15 protein-coding genes are annotated in these 18,485 nt (G+C 62.1%); 5 read left to right on the top strand and 10 right to left on the bottom strand.

The window, feature by feature from the left end; all coding sequences use genetic code 11:
* The first annotated feature begins 39 nt into the window (after nt 1-39).
* The 4 genes from QTL94_RS21210 (at nt 40) to QTL94_RS21225 (ending at nt 4,619) form a co-directional block, all read left to right on the top strand.
* Complete coding sequence (locus QTL94_RS21210) at nt 40-930, top strand: carbohydrate ABC transporter permease (RefSeq protein ID WP_065692045.1); 891 nt, start codon at nt 40-42, stop codon at nt 928-930.
* Nucleotides 927-1,808 (top strand): carbohydrate ABC transporter permease, encoded by an 882-nt coding sequence (locus QTL94_RS21215; RefSeq protein ID WP_065692044.1) that lies wholly within the window; start codon nt 927-929, stop codon nt 1,806-1,808. The genes QTL94_RS21210 and QTL94_RS21215 overlap by 4 nt, the downstream gene beginning before the upstream one ends.
* 6 nt (nt 1,809-1,814) lie before the next feature.
* Nucleotides 1,815-2,894, top strand: a complete 1,080-nt coding sequence (locus QTL94_RS21220; RefSeq protein WP_065692043.1) for an ABC transporter ATP-binding protein — start codon at nt 1,815-1,817, stop codon at nt 2,892-2,894.
* Nucleotides 2,895-2,960: 66 nt separating this feature from the next.
* Nucleotides 2,961-4,619, top strand: coding sequence for a GMC oxidoreductase (locus tag QTL94_RS21225; RefSeq protein ID WP_289803080.1), 1,659 nt, complete (start codon nt 2,961-2,963; stop codon nt 4,617-4,619).
* Nucleotides 4,620-4,661: 42 nt separating this feature from the next.
* Here the strand turns inward: QTL94_RS21225 and aroE are convergent, their stop codons facing one another.
* Nucleotides 4,662-5,510 carry a shikimate dehydrogenase gene (gene aroE / locus QTL94_RS21230; protein WP_065692042.1) on the bottom strand — a complete coding sequence of 283 codons (849 nt, stop codon included), beginning with the start codon at nt 5,508-5,510 and terminating at the stop codon, nt 4,662-4,664.
* A gap of 17 nt (nt 5,511-5,527) precedes the next feature.
* Nucleotides 5,528-7,054, bottom strand: coding sequence for an FAD-dependent oxidoreductase (locus tag QTL94_RS21235; RefSeq protein WP_065692041.1), 1,527 nt, complete (start codon nt 7,052-7,054; stop codon nt 5,528-5,530).
* Nucleotides 7,055-7,134: 80 nt separating this feature from the next.
* On the opposite strand from QTL94_RS21235, the gene QTL94_RS21240 reads away from it, so the two are divergent.
* Nucleotides 7,135-8,070, top strand: coding sequence for a helix-turn-helix domain-containing protein (locus tag QTL94_RS21240; protein WP_289803081.1), 936 nt, complete (start codon nt 7,135-7,137; stop codon nt 8,068-8,070).
* Between the two features lie 45 nt (nt 8,071-8,115).
* On the opposite strand, the gene QTL94_RS21245 is transcribed toward QTL94_RS21240, so the two are convergent.
* From QTL94_RS21245 to QTL94_RS21280, 8 genes are all read right to left on the bottom strand, one after another.
* On the bottom strand, nt 8,116-9,915 hold the full coding sequence (locus tag QTL94_RS21245; RefSeq protein ID WP_065692040.1) for an NAD(P)/FAD-dependent oxidoreductase: 1,800 nt from the start codon (nt 9,913-9,915) through the stop codon (nt 8,116-8,118).
* A 68-nt stretch (nt 9,916-9,983) separates the two neighbouring features.
* The gene (locus tag QTL94_RS21250; RefSeq protein WP_065692039.1) at nt 9,984-11,057 is read right to left on the bottom strand and encodes a 2,3-butanediol dehydrogenase; all 1,074 of its coding nucleotides are present in this window, start codon (nt 11,055-11,057) and stop codon (nt 9,984-9,986) included.
* Nucleotides 11,058-11,221: 164 nt separating this feature from the next.
* Nucleotides 11,222-13,045 carry a sigma-54-dependent Fis family transcriptional regulator gene (locus QTL94_RS21255; RefSeq protein WP_065692240.1) on the bottom strand — a complete coding sequence of 608 codons (1,824 nt, stop codon included), beginning with the start codon at nt 13,043-13,045 and terminating at the stop codon, nt 11,222-11,224.
* Nucleotides 13,046-13,211: 166 nt separating this feature from the next.
* Nucleotides 13,212-14,111, bottom strand: a complete 900-nt coding sequence (locus QTL94_RS21260; protein ID WP_065692038.1) for a carbohydrate ABC transporter permease — start codon at nt 14,109-14,111, stop codon at nt 13,212-13,214.
* Between the two features lie 58 nt (nt 14,112-14,169).
* The gene (locus QTL94_RS21265; protein ID WP_289803082.1) at nt 14,170-15,462 is read right to left on the bottom strand and encodes an ABC transporter substrate-binding protein; all 1,293 of its coding nucleotides are present in this window, start codon (nt 15,460-15,462) and stop codon (nt 14,170-14,172) included.
* 66 nt (nt 15,463-15,528) lie between these two features.
* Complete coding sequence (locus tag QTL94_RS21270; protein WP_141683956.1) at nt 15,529-16,353, bottom strand: carbohydrate ABC transporter permease; 825 nt, start codon at nt 16,351-16,353, stop codon at nt 15,529-15,531.
* Nucleotides 16,350-17,489, bottom strand: a complete 1,140-nt coding sequence (locus tag QTL94_RS21275; protein WP_065692036.1) for an ABC transporter ATP-binding protein — start codon at nt 17,487-17,489, stop codon at nt 16,350-16,352. Before QTL94_RS21275 ends, QTL94_RS21270 begins: the two co-directional genes overlap by 4 nt.
* Before the next feature lie 64 nt (nt 17,490-17,553).
* The gene (locus QTL94_RS21280) at nt 17,554-18,339 is read right to left on the bottom strand and encodes an SDR family NAD(P)-dependent oxidoreductase (RefSeq protein ID WP_065692035.1); all 786 of its coding nucleotides are present in this window, start codon (nt 18,337-18,339) and stop codon (nt 17,554-17,556) included.
* Nucleotides 18,340-18,485 lie beyond the last annotated feature (146 nt).

The raw sequence follows: 18,485 nt of genomic DNA on the forward strand, positions 1-18,485 counted from the left end.
CGCGGGCGGTCTTCGAAGCCATTTCGCAAAGACGCTCTGATGAAACGGAAGCAAAACCGCTCTAAGGCGGCGCTCATCGCCCTGATCCCAACCTGGGCGGCGGTGGTCGTCGTCTATCTCGGCACCATGGTCTGGTCGGTGACCCTATCCTTCACCAATTCGAAGCTGTTCCCGTCCTGGAACTTCGTCGGCCTGGAGCAATATTCCAAGCTGTTCGCGACGGCGAAATGGCTGATCTCGTTCCAGAACCTGATCATCTTCGGCATTCTTTACGTCTTCGGCTGTCTGTTTCTCGGCTTCCTGCTCGCCGCAGCCCTTGATCGCAAGGTGCGCTTCGAAAGCGCCTTCCGCACGATCTTTCTCTACCCCTACGCCATGTCCTTCGTCGTCACCGGCCTGATCTGGCAGTGGATGATGAACCCGACGCTTGGCGTCCAGGCAAGCGTGCGTGCGCTCGGCTGGGAAAGCTTCACCTTCGACTGGATCATCAACCGCGACCTCGCGATCTATGCCGTGGTCATCGCGGCCCTGTGGCAGGGCGCCGGCCTGGTCATGATCCTCGTTCTTGCCGGCATGCGCGGCATCGACGGCGAGCAATGGCGCGCGGCGCGCATCGACGGCATTCCGGTGTGGCGGACCTACGTGTCCATCATCCTGCCGCAGATGACGCCGGCCTTTGCGGCCGCCGGCACGCTACTCTCGATGGGCGTCATCAAGACCTACGATATCGTCGTGGCACTCACCAATGGCGGGCCGGGATCGGCCACCGAGGTGCCGGCGAAGTTCATCATGGACAACCTGTTCCAGCGCCAGAACCTTGGCCTCGCGACGGCTGCGGCCACCGTTCTGCTGCTCACCGTCCTGATCATCATCGCGCCGTTCCGCTATGCCCAACACATCCGCGCCCGGCGCCAGGCAGGTACGCTATGACGACCCATCCCCGCGGCCCGAAGCCCACACAGTTCAACGTGGCGCGCGTCGGCCTCTATGCCTTCCTGATTTCCGCAGCCCTGTTCTTCGCCGTGCCGCTCTATGTGATGATCGTCACCTCGCTGAAGACAATGGACGAGATCCGGCTCGGCCAGATCTTCGCGCTTCCGCTCCATCTCGATTTCACCGCCTGGAAGACCGCCTGGTCCGGCGCCTGCGCCGGCAGCGAATGCGGCGGCGTGCGCATGGGCTTCTGGAACTCCATCAAAATCACCGTCCCGGCCGTTGCCATTTCCGTCTTCTTCGGCGCGATCAACGGCTATGCCTTGTCCTTCTGGCGGCCCAAGGGCGGCCGCATGATGTTCGGCATGCTGATGGCCGGCGCGCTCGTTCCCTACCAGATCTTCCTCTATCCGCTGGTGCGCGGCATGGCCGTCATGGGCTTCTATAACAGCCTGGGTGGCATCATCCTCGTGCATGTGCTGTTCGGCCTGCCGCTGGTGACGCTGCTCTTCCGCAACTACTTCGTGACGATCCCGGAAGAACTCTTCAAGGCGGCGCGCGTCGATGGTGCCGGCTTCTGGCGCATCTTCGTAGAGATCATGCTGCCGATGGCGCTTCCGATGATCGTTGTCGCCTCGATGTTCCAGTTCACCGGCATCTGGAACGACTTCCTGCTCGGCGTGGTCTTCGCCGGACGCGACAACCTTCCGATGACCGTACAGCTCAACAACATCGTCAACACGACGATGGGTGAGCGCAATTACAACGTCAACATGGCGGCCACCATCCTCACCGCCATCATTCCGCTTGCCATCTATTTCCTGTCCGGACGCTGGTTCGTCCGCGGGATCGCGGCCGGCGCCGTCAAGGGGTAAAGCTGAATGCAATCCGCTGTATCAATCAAGGACCTGAAGATCACCTATGGCGACCATACGGTGATCGAGAAGATGTCGCTGGATATCGCCGCCAAGGAGTTTCTGGTTCTGCTCGGGCCCTCCGGCTGCGGCAAGTCCACGCTGCTCAACGCCATCGCCGGCCTTGCCGACATCACCGACGGCGAAATCTGGATTTCGGGCAACAACGTCACCTGGGACGAGCCCAAGGATCGCGGCATCGGCATGGTGTTCCAGTCCTATGCGCTTTACCCCCGCATGTCGGTGCGCAAGAACCTCTCCTTCGGCCTGCGCGTCGCCGGCCTGCCGAAGGCCGAGATCGACAGCCGCGTCGAGCGCGCCGCTTCACTGCTGCATCTGGAAAAGCTGCTCGACCGCCGCCCGGCCGAGCTCTCCGGCGGCCAGCGCCAGCGCGTCGCGATCGGCCGCGCGCTGGTTCGCGAGGTCGATGTCTTCCTCTTCGACGAGCCGCTGTCGAACCTCGACGCCAAGCTGCGCAACGAGTTGCGCGTCGAGATCAAGAAGCTGCACCAGCAGCTCGGCAACACGATGATCTACGTCACCCACGACCAGGTGGAAGCGCTGACGCTTGCCGATCGCATCGCCATCATGAAGGAGGGTGTGATCCAGCAATTGGGCACGCCGGCGGAAATCTATCACCGCCCGGCCAACCTCTTCGTCGCCGGCTTCATCGGCGCGCCTGCGATGAATTTCATAAATGGCAACATCGAACGCGAGGGTGACAAGCTGCTCTTCAAGGCTGCGGATCTTGTGGTCGATATCTCCAGCTATGCCTTTGCCTCCGAGCCCAAGCCAGGCCCGGCGACCCTTGGCCTGCGTCCCGAACATCTCGCCATCCGGGCGAAGGGCGAAAGCGCCGTGATCACGGCCAGCGTCTCGGTCATCGAGCCCATGGGCTCGGACACGGTTGTCTGGCTCAGCTGGAACGACACGACGCTGTCGTTGCGGGTGATGGGCGATCTCGATCTACAGCCGGGCGATGAGATCGGTCTTGGGCTTGATCTCTCGAAGGCATCGCTATTCGGCGAGGACGCAAACCGTCTGTGAGCCATCTTCGCGGCCCATTCACGGGCTGCGCCTTTATTTCATTGATGAAGTCAGGTTTTGAACGACATGTCTGAGAAAGTGTATGACGCGCTGGTGATCGGCTCCGGCGCTGCCGGGTCCTTTGCCGCCAAGGAGCTGACGGCGAACGGCCTCTCCGTTCTTCTGCTCGAGGCCGGCCCCGAGATCGGCAAGAAGGATTTCAATCCGTCGAAGAAGAAGCCGCCGGCAAGCGCCATTAACATCTGGGAGCGCGCCCGCGCCACCATCAAGGGCCAGCCGATCCAGGCGCGCGCTGCCTTCTTCACCGAGCGCTTCAGCCGTTTCTTCGTCAACGACCGCAAGAACCCTTATACGACGCCGCGCGGCGAGCCCTTCCTCTGGATCCGCGGCCGCCAGGCCGGCGGCCGTCTTCACAGCTTCGGTCGCGTGTTGCTGCGCTGGACGGACGACGACTTCAAGATCAACAGCCGCAGCGGCCGTGGCGTCGATTGGCCCGTCTCCTATGACGAGCTCGCGCCCTTCTACGCCGAGGCGGAAAGCCATCTGGGGCTTTACGGCAACGAGGACCACGTCGCGACACTGCCCGACGGCGTGTATTCCCGCCCCGCCAAGCTGACACCGGCGGAAGAACTCTTCAAGAAGACCGTCGAGGGCGATGCGCCGGAGCGGCATGTCGTCTCGTGGCGCTATATCGCGCCGGATGCCGAGCGCGTGCCGCGCCCGTTGCGCGAGGCGATGGCATCAGGCAAGCTCACCATACGCTACGACTCGATCGTCCGCCGCGTCACCACCGATCCGCAGACCGGTCGCGCGACCGGTGCCGAGATCATCGATCGCAACTCTGGCGCCGTTCACACGGTTCGGGCCGAAAACGTCGTTCTCTGCGCCTCCCCGATCGAAAGCATTCGCCTGCTCCTGAACTCGGCTTCGGAGAAACACCCGAACGGGCTCGGCAACAGCTCCGGCACGCTCGGCCGTTATTTCATGGATCAGCTGCCTTGCCTCGCCTTCGGCACCTACCCGCCCGCCAAGGGTTGGTCGCACGACGATTCCGCGCCGCAGGACCCCTTCTACAATCCATCGGGCGGCATCTTCGTGCCGCGCTTCGAAAACGTGGACGGCAAGCCACAGCGCGGTGATTTCGCCTATCAGGGCAGCGTTGGACGCGCGCCGGTGGGAAACAATGACGCCGCGAGCCTCGCCTTCTTCGGCTTCGGCATGATGCTGCCGCACGCCGACAATCGCGTCACGCTTGATGCGCGCCGCAAAGACGCCTGGGGCATACCGGTCCCGCATATCCGCTGCGTCATGCACGAGACGGAAAACGAACTGATCCGCAAGCAGGAAAAAACGCTGATCGACATGATCGAGGGCGCCGGCGGCAAGCTCGACTTCATCGGTTCGCCCCTCGGCCTCAAGGAAATGGGCCGTGGTGCCTTCCCAGAAGCCGATGCGCTGAGCCGCTTCCTGTTTCGCAAATGGTTTCGCAAGACCATGGTCATGGGCGCGGCCATCCACGAGAGCGGCGGCGCGCGCATGGGTACAACGCGCGAGAATTCCGTGCTCAACAGCTGGAACCAGAGCTGGGACGTTCCGAACCTTCTCGTCACCGACGCCAGCGCTTTTCCGGGCGGCGGAACGGCGGGCACGACGCTGACCGTCATGGCGCTGACGCTACGCGCCTGCCGCAAGCTGGCTGCCGGCTATCGCAACGAAGCCGAGTAGGACCGGGCGATCAGGGAGATGCTTGAAGCATCACGCGTCTCCCTAAAGCCCGAGGTCGAGCAGCGTCCGGCGCATCACATCGCCGTCGGCGTCGATGCCCGTCCAATAGCGGATGGCGATGATGCCCTGGTTGACCAGCATGCCGAGACCATCGGCTGTCCGGCATCCCCTCGCCTGGGCGGCTTTCAAGAAGGGTGTCAGCGGTGGATTGGGAATGCCGTCAGCGACGATCATGTCTGGTCGAAGGCTGTCGAGATCAATGTCGGGAATGCCCGTCACGTCGGGGAAGAGCCCGACCGAAGTGGCGTTGATGACAATGTCGGTTCCCTCCGGCAGGCGATACCGGCTTTCCCATCGCTGGTACCGCCCCTTGGCAGGGGTCTGGCTATCGACAATGCCGGCAACCGCTTCGCCGCGGGCAGCGTCACGATTGACCACGGTGATCTCGGAGGCACCGGCAAGCGCCATCTCGACCCCGACCGCCCGAGCGGCACCGCCTGCTCCAAGCAGCACGACGCGCTTGCCGGTCGGGTCGGCAACGTGACGGAGCGCGGTCACGAAGCCCTTCCCGTCGGTGTTTTCGCCGATCAGCCGTTCGCCATGCCGAACAACCGTGTTGACCGCACCGATGATGCGAGCGGATTCACCGAGGCCATCGAGATGGTCGATCACCGCAACCTTGTGCGGGATCGAGCAATTGAAGCCTCTCCAGCCCATGGCGCGCGCGCCGCGCACGGCATCGCCCAGGCCTTCGGGGGCCACTTCGCAATTGAGGTAGCGCCAATTGAGACCGTGATGCCGATAGGCCGCCTCGATCATGGCAACGGTCGGATTTTCCGCTGCGGGCATGGCGAAGGAACCGGTGAGCGGTGACAGGAAATCATGGGCCATAAGCTTCTCCTTCAGGATCAGGCGGCGAACGTGCCGTTGCGCCAGGCGTCGCGCAGGTGGGCGCCGACGCGAAGCGCCTGCGCGCAAACGGTCAGCGCCGGGTTGAGAGCAGCAGACGATGGGAAGAAACTCGCATCGACGACGTAGAGGTTGCGGTGGTCGTGCGACCGACAGAGCGCATCAAGCGCGGAGCGCGCCGGGTCGTCGCCCATGCGCACCGTGCCGCATTGATGCGACGGCGCCTCGATGCCGAAGGAATGGCGCAGGACTACCGGAAATATGTTTCGAAGTCGTGCGCGGACGTGGCGCACGAACCGGTCATGGGCTGCGACATCGCCGGGATGATAGGCAATCTCGACCCGGTCGCCCTGGAGCAGCCGCACCCGGCTTTCGGCCCGTGGCAGATCTTCGGACATGCAGAGCCAATCGACGCTGTGGCGCCCCAGAAGGTTTGCCAGGGTGCGCGGCATCCACGAGTAGGTCGAACGGATCATCGGCCCCTGGATGTTGCCGAGCATCTGGATGTTGCCCCGTGCGGCAGCGTCTCCAGGCAGGCCGTGGTAGAAATCGTTCACTGTCAGCGTCTTGGGGAATTTCGTATCATTCACCCGAAACGGCATCAGCCCCATCAGACCCGTGAGATGATGGTTCATCAGGTAGCGGCCAACGACGCCCGACCGATTGGCAAGGCCTTCGGGGTGGTTCCCGCTTGCCGAGCGCAGCAACACCAGCGCAGAATTGATGGCGCCGGCGCTCAGCACGAAGAGCGGCGCCTCGACGCGTAGCGTCTGCCCGTCCCTAACCATCTCCACTGCGGCGATGCGTCCATCCGATGCCGGAATGAGCCGCGTGACCTGCGCGTTGGTCCACAAGGTGACGTCGGGATGGGCAAGTATCGGGCGGATCAGCCGCGTCTCGCCGTCGCCTTTCGCGCCATATCGACAGGCAAAGGCATCGCAGGTGCCGCAGCGGCGACAGCTCCCGCCCGGTCCGAAATCGACAGCCGACGGCATGGAGAACGGCCGAAGCCCCTGGCCCTTCAGCCGGTCGATCATATCGGCGATGATGGGTTCGTGTGGAACCGCGGCGTGGGCATATTCGGCCGAACGTGGCGGCTCCGCCGGGTCCTCCCCGACCTGTCCATGTACGCCGAAAAGCCGCTCGGCAGCGTCATACCAGGGTTCGAGCTCGGCATAGGAGAGCGGCCAGGCAGGCGAGGTTCCGTCTTCATGGGCAACAGCACGAAAATCGCTCTCGCGAAAGCGGAACATCGCCGTGCCGTAGAACTTCGTGTGTCCGCCGACATAATAGTATTGGCCGGGACGATACCGGCGTCCTGACTCGTCCTGATACTCTTCGCGTGTTCGGTACCGGGCTTGAACGAAAACCGCCTCCGCGTCCGAATTCTCCGGCTCGTTCGGCAGAAAATCGCCGCGCTCGAGGATCAGCACCTTCGCACCCGATCCCGCCAGCTGCCGGGCCACTGCGCCACCGCCAACGCCTGAACCGACGATCACAACATCCGGTTTTATTGTACCGTCCATAGCTGCCCTCTCCCAACTGTGAGCGGCAAATTACGAACCAGGGAGGGCGTGCGCCATTCCTTCCGGCCGCAATGTTTTGTATGATTACCGCATTCACAGTCGAGCCGAAGGAGCTCCCGGCCATGCAGCCGTGGTTCGAAACCGTTACAATTCCGCCCGACCGTTCATGGCTGCTGTTTGATCGGCAATTGCCCGATTTCCCCTTCAACTGGCACTATCATCCCGAGTTCGAGCTGACGCTGACGGTCGGCAGCCGGGGCATGCGTTTCGTCGGCGATCAGATCGAGCGTTATGACGACGGAGATCTCGTGCTGCTCGGACCGAATCTCCCTCACGCGTGGCAATCTGAGGCGCTTGCGGGTGAAGGCGGACTGCACAGGGCGATCATTTGCTGGTTCACCCGCGAATGGGTCGAAGGGCTGACGAGCCTGATGCCGGAATATGGCTCGCTTGCTGCACTTGCAGCGGAGGCTGGGCGCGGTCTGCAATTCTCAGCCGAGACCGTTCGGTTGCTGCGCCCGCGAATGCTGGCCATCGGCACCCTGTCTCCGGCGCGGCAAGCGTTGGAGCTTCAGGCAATCCTTCTCGAGCTCGCCAATGCCGAGCGCCGACATCTTGCAGCGGGGGAGGTCCAGCCAGGCGAAAACCCGCGCGACCGCGAAAGGATGCGTCGGGTGCTGGCATGGCTGCATGCCCATTACGACAAGCCGCTCCGGCTTGCGCCGCTCTGCGCGCTCACCCACCTCACGGACAGCCAGCTTCAGCGTGTGTTCAAGCGCAGCACGCGCATGTCTATCAGTGAGTACGTTGCGCAATTGCGCATCGGCAAAGCCTGCCGGCTGCTTGTCGAAACCGACCTGCCCATGAGCCACATCGCAGCGGAATGCGGCTTTTCAGACGCAGCCCATCTTGCCCGCCAGTTCCGTGTCGCCAAGGGGCTGCCGCCAAGCCACTACCGGCAACGATTCAAACATGCCGATTTGGATCGGGAACGGCCGCGACGAACCGCGGCCTAAGCGCTGCGGCGGGCACCAGCGGCCGGTGCCCGCCGCAATGCCGGTCTATTTCCGGTGATGAACCGGTTGGAGGCCGTAGACCGGCGTGGAGATGCCTTCGAGCCGCGCTTTCAGTTGCAGCGAAAGGTACTGCGAATAGTGGCGTGACTGATGCAAGTTGCCGCCGTGGAACCAGAGTGCCTCCTGCTGCGTCGGCTTCCACATGTTACGCTGCTCGCCTTCCCAGGGGCCGGGATCCTTTGGCGTATCCGATCCAAGCCCCCAGACCTTGCCGACCTTGTCTGCCGTTGCTTGGTCGATCAAGTCGGCGACCCAACCGTTCATGGAGCCATAGCCTGTGGCGTAGACAATGACGTCAGCCGGGATTTCCGTGCCGTTGGAGAGCTTTATGGAATTCTCGGTGATCTCGTCGACCTGCCCCGCCGCAAGCTTCACCTTGCCATCGATGATGAGTTGCGAGGCGCCGATATCGATGTAGTAGCCCGAGCCGCGGCGAAGGTATTTCATGAAGAGGCCCGAGCCGTCCGCGCCCCAGTCCAGCTGAAAGCCGGCCTTTTCCAGCGCCGCGTAGAAGTCGGCGTCGCGTTCGCGCATCTTGTCGTAAAGCGGGATCTGGAACTCGTGCATGATCCTGTAGGGAAGCGAGGCGAAGATTAGGTCGGCCTTGCCTGTTGTCACGCCATTGGCGAGCGCCTGCTCGGAGTAAAGCGCGCCAAGGCCGATATCCATGAGCGTATCGGATTTGACGATATGGGTGGTCGAACGCTGGATCATGGTCACGTCGACACCCGCCTCATAGAGTGCGGCGCAGATATCATGGGCCGAGTTGTTCGAGCCAATAACGACAACCTTCCTGCCCTTGTAGCCATCCGGGCCCGGATGTTGCGAGGAGTGGTGTTGTTCGCCCTTGAAACGCTCACGTCCCTTGAAGTCCGGAATATTCGCCTTGCCTGACATGCCAGTCGCAAAGACGAGCTGCTTCGGCTTCAACACCACCTCTTCGCCGTCCCGGTCGACGACGATGGTCCACTCCTTGGTTGCCTCATCCCATTTCGCGGACTTGGCGGCAGAGCGGGTCCAGTAGTTCAGCTCCATCACCTTCGTATAGAATTCCAGCCAGTCGCCGATCTTGTCCTTCGGAGCAAACACCGGCCAGTTTTTCGGGAAATCGATATAGGGCAGATGATCGTACCAGACCGGGTCGTGCAGGCAGAGCGACTTGTAGCGCTTGCGCCAGCTATCGCCGGGCCGGTCGTTCTTTTCGAGAATGATGGCGGGCACGCCGAGCTGGCGCAGCCGCGCGCCAAGCGCGATACCGCCCTGCCCGCCGCCGATGATCACCACATAGGGCTGCGTCTCATAGCCGAGCGTGCGCTCCTCGTATTCGCGCTCTTCCTTCCAGGTTCTCGCTCCGAGATTCTGGCCGTGTTTGGCGCCGAGCGGTCGAGTGAAGCCGGATTTTTCCTCGTGGCCCTTGAGCTCCGCCAGCGCTGTCAGCAGCGTCCAGACAAGGCCGTTCTTGAAGCGCACGAGACCGTAGCCGCGGCCGGTCGCCGTTTCGAACGAGATCCAGCTTTCCAGCACACCATCGGCCTCTGTCGCCTCTTCGCCGGTGGCAACGCGCCAGTTGGAAGGCTTCGTGCCGGCAAGCTGCGACTGCAGCATATCGCGGACCTGGTCGCGCCCTTCGACCGTCTTGATGTTCCAGGTGAAGGCGACGAGGTCGCGCCAATAGCACTCCTCGGCAAAGAGATTGACTGCATCCTCGATGCGGCCGGATTGAAGGGCGGCACCAAACGTATCGAGCAGCGCCTGGACGCGGGTGGTGGGTGTCTTGTCGAGCATTGTTTTCTCCTCCAGCTCTGTTGGGAAGCGGGGCGGCTCCTCAACCGCGCCCGCATGCACGGATCGGCCTATCGGGAAAGGTCGATCAGGATCTTCAGGTGTTTTCCGGCGGGATCGAGCAGCTGGTCGAACCCCTCCTCAACAGCCTCGCTGAGCGAGACATATTTCGTGACAATCCGGCTTGCCGGGATCTGGCCGCTGGCGATCAGCCGGGCGACGCGGGGCCAGTAGTGCGTCGGATAGGCCCAGGAGCCCCTGATGTCGATGTCCTTGAAGGTGACGTCGAACCAGTTCAGCGGGTTTTCGCCGGGGTGTAGCCCCGTCTGAACGACGACGCCCTGCTTGCGAACCGCATCCGCGCAGTTCTTCAGAGCGTGTTCGTTACCGACACATTCGATGGCAACGTCGCAACCGACGCCACCCTCCGTCTCGGCGCGAATGACGTCGCCGACCCTTTCCGTCTTCGGATTGATGGTGCGTATATCGCCCAGCGCGTCGCGCGCCAGCGACAGGCGCGTGTCGTTGAGATCGGATAGGAAGATCCGTGACGCTCCGGCTGCCCGCGCGGCCATGGCAACGAGAATGCCGATCGGCCCGGCACCGGTGACGAGCACGCTGTTGCCGGCGGTAACGCCGCCGCGATCGCAGGCATAGACCGCAACCGCCGTCGGCTCGATCAGCGCCGCTTCCTGGTCGCTCAGCGCATTGGGAATGGGCTGGACGTTGTAGTCATTGAGAAGGGCTACCTCCGCCATTCCTCCCGAATGCCAGGAAAGGCCGGCAAGCGCGAGGTTCGCGCTCAGGTGAAACAGCCCGCGATCGGCATAATAATCCCCGTGGCGGGGCATGATGAGCGGCTGAATCGACACCCGGTCGCCGGGCTTCACATGGCTGACGCCCGCGCCAACGGCTTGGACGACGCCGCCGAATTCGTGACCGAGGATCTGCGGACCATGGGCACCGGTAAAGGGGTGCGGCTCCTTCGGTATGAAGATCGGCCCATAGGCATATTCATGCAGGTCCGTCCCGCAGATGCCGCAGAACCGGTTTTCCACCAGCACCTGTCCCGGCCCGGGCTGTGGTGGAGCGTCGACATGTTCGATGCGCAGATCCTTGGCAGCGTGAAAGCGCAGAGCTTTCATTGCATTCCCTCCTGTGTTGTGCTTGCACAGGAAGGTCAGCAAGCGTCGTGCCAGACCGTTATGTCGCCAGTTTGTTGAATTTTATCAGTGCATTAGGGCGCCTGAGATTTTCGAAGATTCGAGGACGCAACAGGCGAGCTGCCACAGGTGTTGCAGCCGTTGCATCAGTTGAGCCGCTTCAGCCGTCGGTGAATGGTCGAGCGGTTGACGCCGAGCTTGCGCGCGAGTGCGGAGATATTGTCACCGCATTCGCTCAGGGCGCGACGCAGCTCGCCGCCGCCTTCTGCCACGGGAACAGGGCCGGCGAAAAGGTGATCCGGAAGGCAGTCGAGCGTTATAAGGCCATCATCACACAGGGCGGCCGCGAACCGGAGCGCATTTGATAGTTCGCGGAGATTGCCCGGCCAGTCATGTGCGAGCAGAGCGGCGCGTGCGGCCTTGTCGAGACGGTATGCCTCACCGTTGTCCTTTGCGATGCGACCGAGAAGCTGGCCGATCAACCAGCCGAGGTCCTCCCGCTGGCGCAGCGCCGGGAGGCTGAGCGTCGCGGCATTGAGGCGATAATAGAGATCCTGCCGGAAACGGCCTTCCGATACGAGTTCGCCCAGGTCGCGGTGCGAGGCGGAGAGGACACGCAGGCGCACCGGTCGTGCCTTCAGCGCGCCGACGGGCTGCACTTCGTTTTCCGAGAGCACGCGGAGCAGCCGGCTCTGCAGCACCAGCGGCATGTCACCCACTTCATCGAGAAACAGCGTACCGCCGTTCGCCTCTTCGATCAGACCGCGTTTGCCCTTCTGGCTGGCACCGGTAAAGGCGCCGGGCGCGTAACCGAAGAGCTCGGATTCGATGAGGTGTTCCGGGATCGCGGCGCAGTTGACGGCAACGAAATTGCCGGGGTTCTCACAGCTCTCGTGGATGGCACGGGCCAGAAACTCCTTGCCGCTGCCCGTTTCACCCTTGATGAGGATCGGGATGTCGCGGGCGGCGAGCTTTGCCGCGCGCATCTGCACGCGCTCCATCGCTGCATCTCCCTGGCTCAGGTCTCTCAGTGCCCGCGGCAGGCGCGGCTCCGGCGAAGCAGGTGCACGCAGGTTGACGGCCGGCGCGATGGCACTGGCAAACAACACCAATCCATTGCGGGCCTTGATCAAGCGCTCGCCATTCGGCCGGCCGCGCATGAAGCGTGGCAGATCATCGACGTCGATATCGAAAACCTGAGAAATGGGCTGGCCCAGAAAATCACGAGTGGAAAGACCACGCAGGTTCATCGAGCGCGCGAGCGCGCTGAACCCGCCATGCGTCATGCCCGTGATGCGACCGCTGCCGTCGAGTGCGACGGCGGCATCCGGATCGACATCGAGGAATTCCGGCGAGCGGGCAAGACGCAACACCCAGTCGTTGCGTGTGCGCGTCATGAGGTTTGCAAACTCGATACGCCGCGCGGTCGACGCCACCAGATGCAACGCCAGCTGTTGGCTCGTCTTGGCTGTCGGAGAGCGGAGCTGCGAGATATCGAGCACCGCGGTCAGATCACCAAGCGTGTCGAAGACCGGTGCAGCGGTGCATGTCAGCCCAATATGGCTGGTATCGAAATGATCGTCCTGATGGATGATGACCGGCTCGCCTGAGACGATGCAGGCTCCGACCGCGCAGGTGCCCGCCCGGTTTTCCGACCATTCGGAACCGAGATAGAGCCCGGCCCGGCGCAGCTGATTGTCGAAGGTTGGATCGCCCATGAAGTCGACCGTGACGCCGCGCGCATCTGACAACAGCAGCACGTAATTCTGCTCGGCGATCTGGTTGAACAGTGCCTCCAGCCCGGAGCGGCCGATCCTGATCAGCTCCTCGGCCTGCTCGCGGTGTTCGCGCAGCTTCAGTTCCGGAACGATGTAGGCTTCCTGAGCAACGGTCGGGTCGAGCTTGTAGTCGTTGAGACAGCGCAGCCAGGATTGAACAACGGGCGTGTCGCGAGGGCTGACCGCGCCCATGCCGACGCGTTCGATCTCGCGAATGTGCGATAAGGTCAAGTCCACAAGCACTCCTCCCAACGGGATGTTGGCACAGGAGCGGCGTGCCGACAATTCAATTGTCATGATAGTTCAGGAGGCTCTTCGGCCTGTAATCGTCCGAGAACTCCGCATGCACGCGCCGAATTCAGCGGCCTGTCGCGTCGGCTTTTTCGAGCCGGAGGAAAAAGAATACCGTCAGCACAAGGACGATCAGCAAAAGGAAGAAAGCCGCTGCAGCCCCCTGGTTCAGCGACAGGCCGAGGAAGGCCTTGCGATAGGCGAAGTAGCTGAGCACCTCGGTGGAGGTGCCCGGTCCACCGCGTGTCAGGATATAGGGGAGATCGTAAGTCCTGAACTCGTTGATAAGCTGGATGATGATTGCGATGCCCGCCACGGATCGGAGCATGGGAAGCGTGATGTAGAAGAATTGCTGAAAGGCGCTCGCACCGTCCACCTCGGCCGCCTCGTAGGGTTCGCTCGGCAGGGCTGCCAAACCCGCGGCAAGAAGAAGGACAACGAAGGACGTCTGCTGCCAGATGTCGACGAAAGCCATTGTCGACAGCGCCAGGTTTGCATTGCCGAGCCAGTCGATGCGCGGCAGGCCGACCGTTTCCAGGAGATGGTTGACGATACCGAGATTGGGTTGCAGGAGCATTTTCCATATTAGCGCGACGCTGATCGGCGACATGGCCATGGGGATGGTCAGGATGCCGAAGTAGATCGGCTTCATCCGCACCGTGCGTTTCAGCATGAGTGCGATCGCAAGGCCGACGACGAACTCGCCGATGACCGTTATGGCCGAGTAACGGACAGTCAGGAAAAGCGCATTCCAGAACAGCTTGTCACCGAGGACGGTCGCGAAATTGTCCAGGCCCGTCAGAGGGAAAAGGCCGGGCTTCAGCAAGGTCAATGACGAGATCGCCATCAGAACCGAATAGGCAAGCGGGAAGCCCATGACAACGGCAAGCAGGGCAAGGCCGGGCGCTGCAAATGCCCAGCCAGTGCGCCATTCGCGATCGAATCTGTCGAATCCTGCCATCGTCATTCCCTGTCTTCCAGAAATTCGGCAGCGACGCGAGGCCGCTGCCGTTCTTCTCGCTCTATCAGCGGCTCATGAGTTCCTTGAGCCCGTCGGACGACGCCTTGATGGCTTCCTCCACCGTTGTTCCGCCGCTGGCGGCCGTGGAGACCTGCGTGCCGATTACGTTTTCGTATTCAGCCGAGTAGGTGAAGATCGGGAAGGACTTGCCACTGGCAACCACGGCTTGCGCCGTCTTGTAGTAAGGGTATTTGGCCAATACCGCCCGATCGGAAAACACGTCGGTGCGCACAGGTGCATGCCCTTGCAGCGCACGCTTCACCGATACGTCCTTGCTCTGTACCCATTGGATGAATTTCCATGCCGCTCCCTGCTGATCGGCCGGCGTATTCTGTGGAATACCCCAGCCCCAGCCACCGCTTTCGCCATGGCCGCCCGGCATCACCGAGAGCGCCACCTTGCCGGCCGCTTCGGGGCACGCCTTGGCATCGTCGATCTGCGGCAGCATCCACCAGTAGGTGACCATGCTGAAGGCCTTGCCGCTGCACATCAGACGCAACGTGTCGTCAAGCGTTGCGGAAAGCGCGCCTTGCTGCGCTCCGCTCTTGATGTTGTTGATGTAGAGGCCAAGCGCCTTGGCCGCCTCGGGGCTGTTGAGCGCAATCGAACGGTCGTCATTGAGGTACTTGCCGCCCGATGAGAAGAGGTAGTTCGAGAACTCCATCGCATTGGGGTCACCGCGCTGCCCCTGCATGGCAGCGCCTTCCACACCGGCATTGGCCTTCATGAACGTGGATATCGCAACGTAGTCCTCAATCGTCTCAGGAACGGCGAGATCCTTGCCGGTCTGCTGCTTGTAGGCAGCTTTCAGCTTTTCATCCTTGAGCAGGTCGGTCCGGTAGATCAGACCCATCGAATAATTGTACATGGGCAAGATCGGCATTTTTTCCGCCGTCCGGCCGAGAAGGTCGAGCATGGAGGGGACGAACGGTTCGAGGTCGAACTTGGACGCCTCGGCAAGCGGCTTAAGATCAACCAGCCAGTTCGCAGCCGGGAACTCGCCTGCCCACAGGAAATCGACCTCGAGCAGATTGTAATAGCTTTCGGCGCTGACGAGTTGGGTGACCAGCTTGTCATGCATATCGGGGTAACCGATTTTCTCGAACTCGACCTTAATGCCCGTCTGTTGGGTGAACTCCGGCAGCAACGCCTCGATGATACGGGTTTCGGGGACGTCCTCCATAAGCGCACGCAGCGTAACGTCAGCGGCTTGCGCCGCCATCGTCGACATGCTCAGGGCGGTCGCAGCAAGCAGGCCGACGGCATATGATGATCTATTCCATGCTGAAGATTTCATAATTCGCTTTTCCTTCTTTTTGTTTCGACGCGCCGGCTGGCGCGGGCATGCATGAGTGTCCGAGCGCTACTTCACGCTCCCGTAGGTCAGGCCTTCCACGATGAAGCGCTGGATAAAGCGCGAGGCGACGACGAGCGGCAGGATGGCGAGAATGACGCCGGCCGCGACATTGCCGATCTGGACGCCGTTCGAGGTTTGAAGCGATGCCAGGGCAACCGGAATGGTTTGCGTGGCGGGTCCGCTCAGCACCAGGGCGAAGAGGAACTCGTTCCAGGACAGGATGAAACCGAGCACCCCGGCCGCTGCCATCCCCGGCAGCGATACCGGCAGGACGATGCGCCAGAACGCACCCCATGCCGTTGCGCCGTCCGTCATCGCAGCCCATTCGAGATCGACGGGGATCGCCTTGAAGAAGCCCATCAGGATCCAGCTGAGGAACGGCAGGTTGATCGCGGCGTAGACGATGATGAGACCCGTCAGGCTGTTGGTCAGCGCCAGTCCCCTCAGCAGGCTGAAGCTCGGCAGCACAAGCGCAACGGGTGGCAGCATCTGTGTGGCGAGCATGAGAAAGCGGGCGAAGCGGCCGCCGGTCGAAAAGCGGGCGAAGGCATATCCCGTCATGGCCGCGAATGGCAGGGCGATGATGACGGAGCCCAGGGAAACAATGATGCTGTTGAAATAGGACTGGCCGAACCGACCGGAAAGAAGCGCGCGGTAGTTTTCCGTCGACAAGCCGGGAAACAGGTCCGTGCTGTAGGATTGTTCCGGCGCAATGAGGCTTACCCTCAAGACCCAAAGAAGCGGCAGCAGCACCGCAAGACAAACGAATACAAGTCCCAGATGAAGACCGAAGCGCCGCAGAAAGGGTGTTTCTTGATCCTCCGGCGTCATGCGGGCCTCCTGACACTTGGCCTCGCAATCACCGTTTCGCTCGTCGGATCGAACAGATGGGCGGGCAGCAGATCCGCGTGGAGGACGACCGCCTCCCCGACCGTGACCTGCGCGTGACGGCCAAGACGGGCCGTGACCTCTATCGGTTTTGCGGTTGTGCTACCGCCAACCGTACCGACGACTATGATTTCGGCCCCAAGCGCTTCCACGGCGGTGACCCGAAGTCCAAAAGGCTGCGTTCCGTCGCCTCTGGGCTGCTCGTAGATATCTTCCGGCCGCAAACCCAAAATGAGGTTCTCACCCGTCTTCGACGCATAGGCGGCGCGATGACGTTCGGGCACGCGAAAGCGGAAGCCTTCATGGCCTTCGATGGTGAGCGTCCCGTCGAGGTCGCGGAGGGTGACCGGCAGCAGGTTCATTGCCGGGCTTGCCAAGAAGCGCGCCACGAACATATTGACGGGGTCGGCGTACACGTCGAGCGGCTTGCCGGCCTGGATCAGCCGACCGTCCCGCATGATGCAGATGCGATCCCCCATCGTCATTGCCTCCACCTGGTCGTGGGTGACATGGATTGTGGTACGGCCAAGCCTGCGGTGTAATTTCACCAGTTCGAGCCGCATCTCGGCGCGCAGCTGCGCATCCAGGTTGGACAAAGGCTCGTCGAGCAGGAAGACATCCGGCTCTCGAACAATGGCGCGACCGAGCGCGACGCGCTGGCGTTGGCCGCCCGAAAGCGCCGAAGGTTTGCGATCGAGAAGATGGGACAGGCCGAGCATGCTCGCCGCGGTTTCGGTCTTGGCGGCAATTTCCTGCGCCGATGCGCCACGCATCTTGAGACCGAATCCCATGTTCGCCCGAACACTCATATGCGGATAGAGCGCGTAACTCTGAAATACGACCGCGACGTTGCGGTCGCGCGGCGCTACCCGGTTCATGTTCCGGTCGCCGATCACAAGGTCACCGGAGCTGATCGATTCCAGCCCGGCGATCATCCTCAGCGTCGTCGACTTTCCACAGCCCGACGGTCCAAGAAAGATGACGAACTCGCCATTCTCGATCTTGAGACTGACGTCGCGGACGCCGTGTGCGCCATTCGGGTAAATTTTGGATACGCTTCGAAGGTCGATCGAGGCCATGCGTCGATTTCCGTATGATGCCGTAACGAATGCGAGGCCGGGTCGCCACGGACCCGACGACCGGTCAGGTCATGTAGACGCCGCCGGTAACGTTGATGCCCTGGCCGGTCATGAAGCGGGCACTGTCGGAGCAGAGGAAGACCACGACGTCGGCGACGTCCTCCGGCGTCTCGATGCGCCCGAGCGGGGTCTGACCGACATATTCGTTGAAAACCTGTTCGGCGCTGATGCCGCGCAGACGGGCTTCCCACTCGATCTCGCGGCTTTGCATGCCGGTCTTGACGAAGCCGGGGCACACGGCGTTGACACGAATTCCAGTGGGCGCAAGCTCACGAGCAAAGGCCTGAGTCCAGCCGAGAACGGCGAACTTGCTTGCGGAATAGTGAGCCAGCAACGGCGCACCGACCTTGGCGGCCAGCGATGCCGTGTTGACGATGCAGCCATGTCCTTGCGCCACCAGGTGGCGTCCGGCAATCTGATTGGTCAGGAAGATGCCGCGGGTGTTGACGTCGAAGTTGAAGTCCCATTCCTCGTCGGTCAGCTCCAGCGCCTTCTGCATTGTGGAGACTCCGGCGTTGGCAATGACGATCTCGCAGCCGCCAATCACTTCAACGGCCTTGGCGAACGCCGCGTCGACGGATGCGCGCTGGCGAACATCAATCGCAACGGCGACTGCACCACCGCCAATGGACGTGGCCGCGCGCTCTGCCGCCTCGACGTCGATATCGGCGATCGCAACCGTCACACCCTGCGCTGCAAGCGCCCGCGCTATGGCAAAGCCAATGCCGGTCGCGCCGCCTGTCAGGAATGCGCGGCGACCGCCAAGCTCGGGAAAGATGGGCTGTGACATAGCTGCTCCTCATTGTGATTTTTCAAAACCGTATCCAACAAAATCTAACTTCGCAAATGTTTTTTTTGTTTGATTAAGTTCGTTTCGCTGTTTATGTTTCAGGCAGGTCATGGTTTCGGCCCGACGCAAAACGCCGACCGTACCGT

The organism is Rhizobium sp. S96, assembly GCF_030382195.1.
Taxonomy (GTDB): Bacteria; Pseudomonadota; Alphaproteobacteria; order Rhizobiales; family Rhizobiaceae; genus Rhizobium.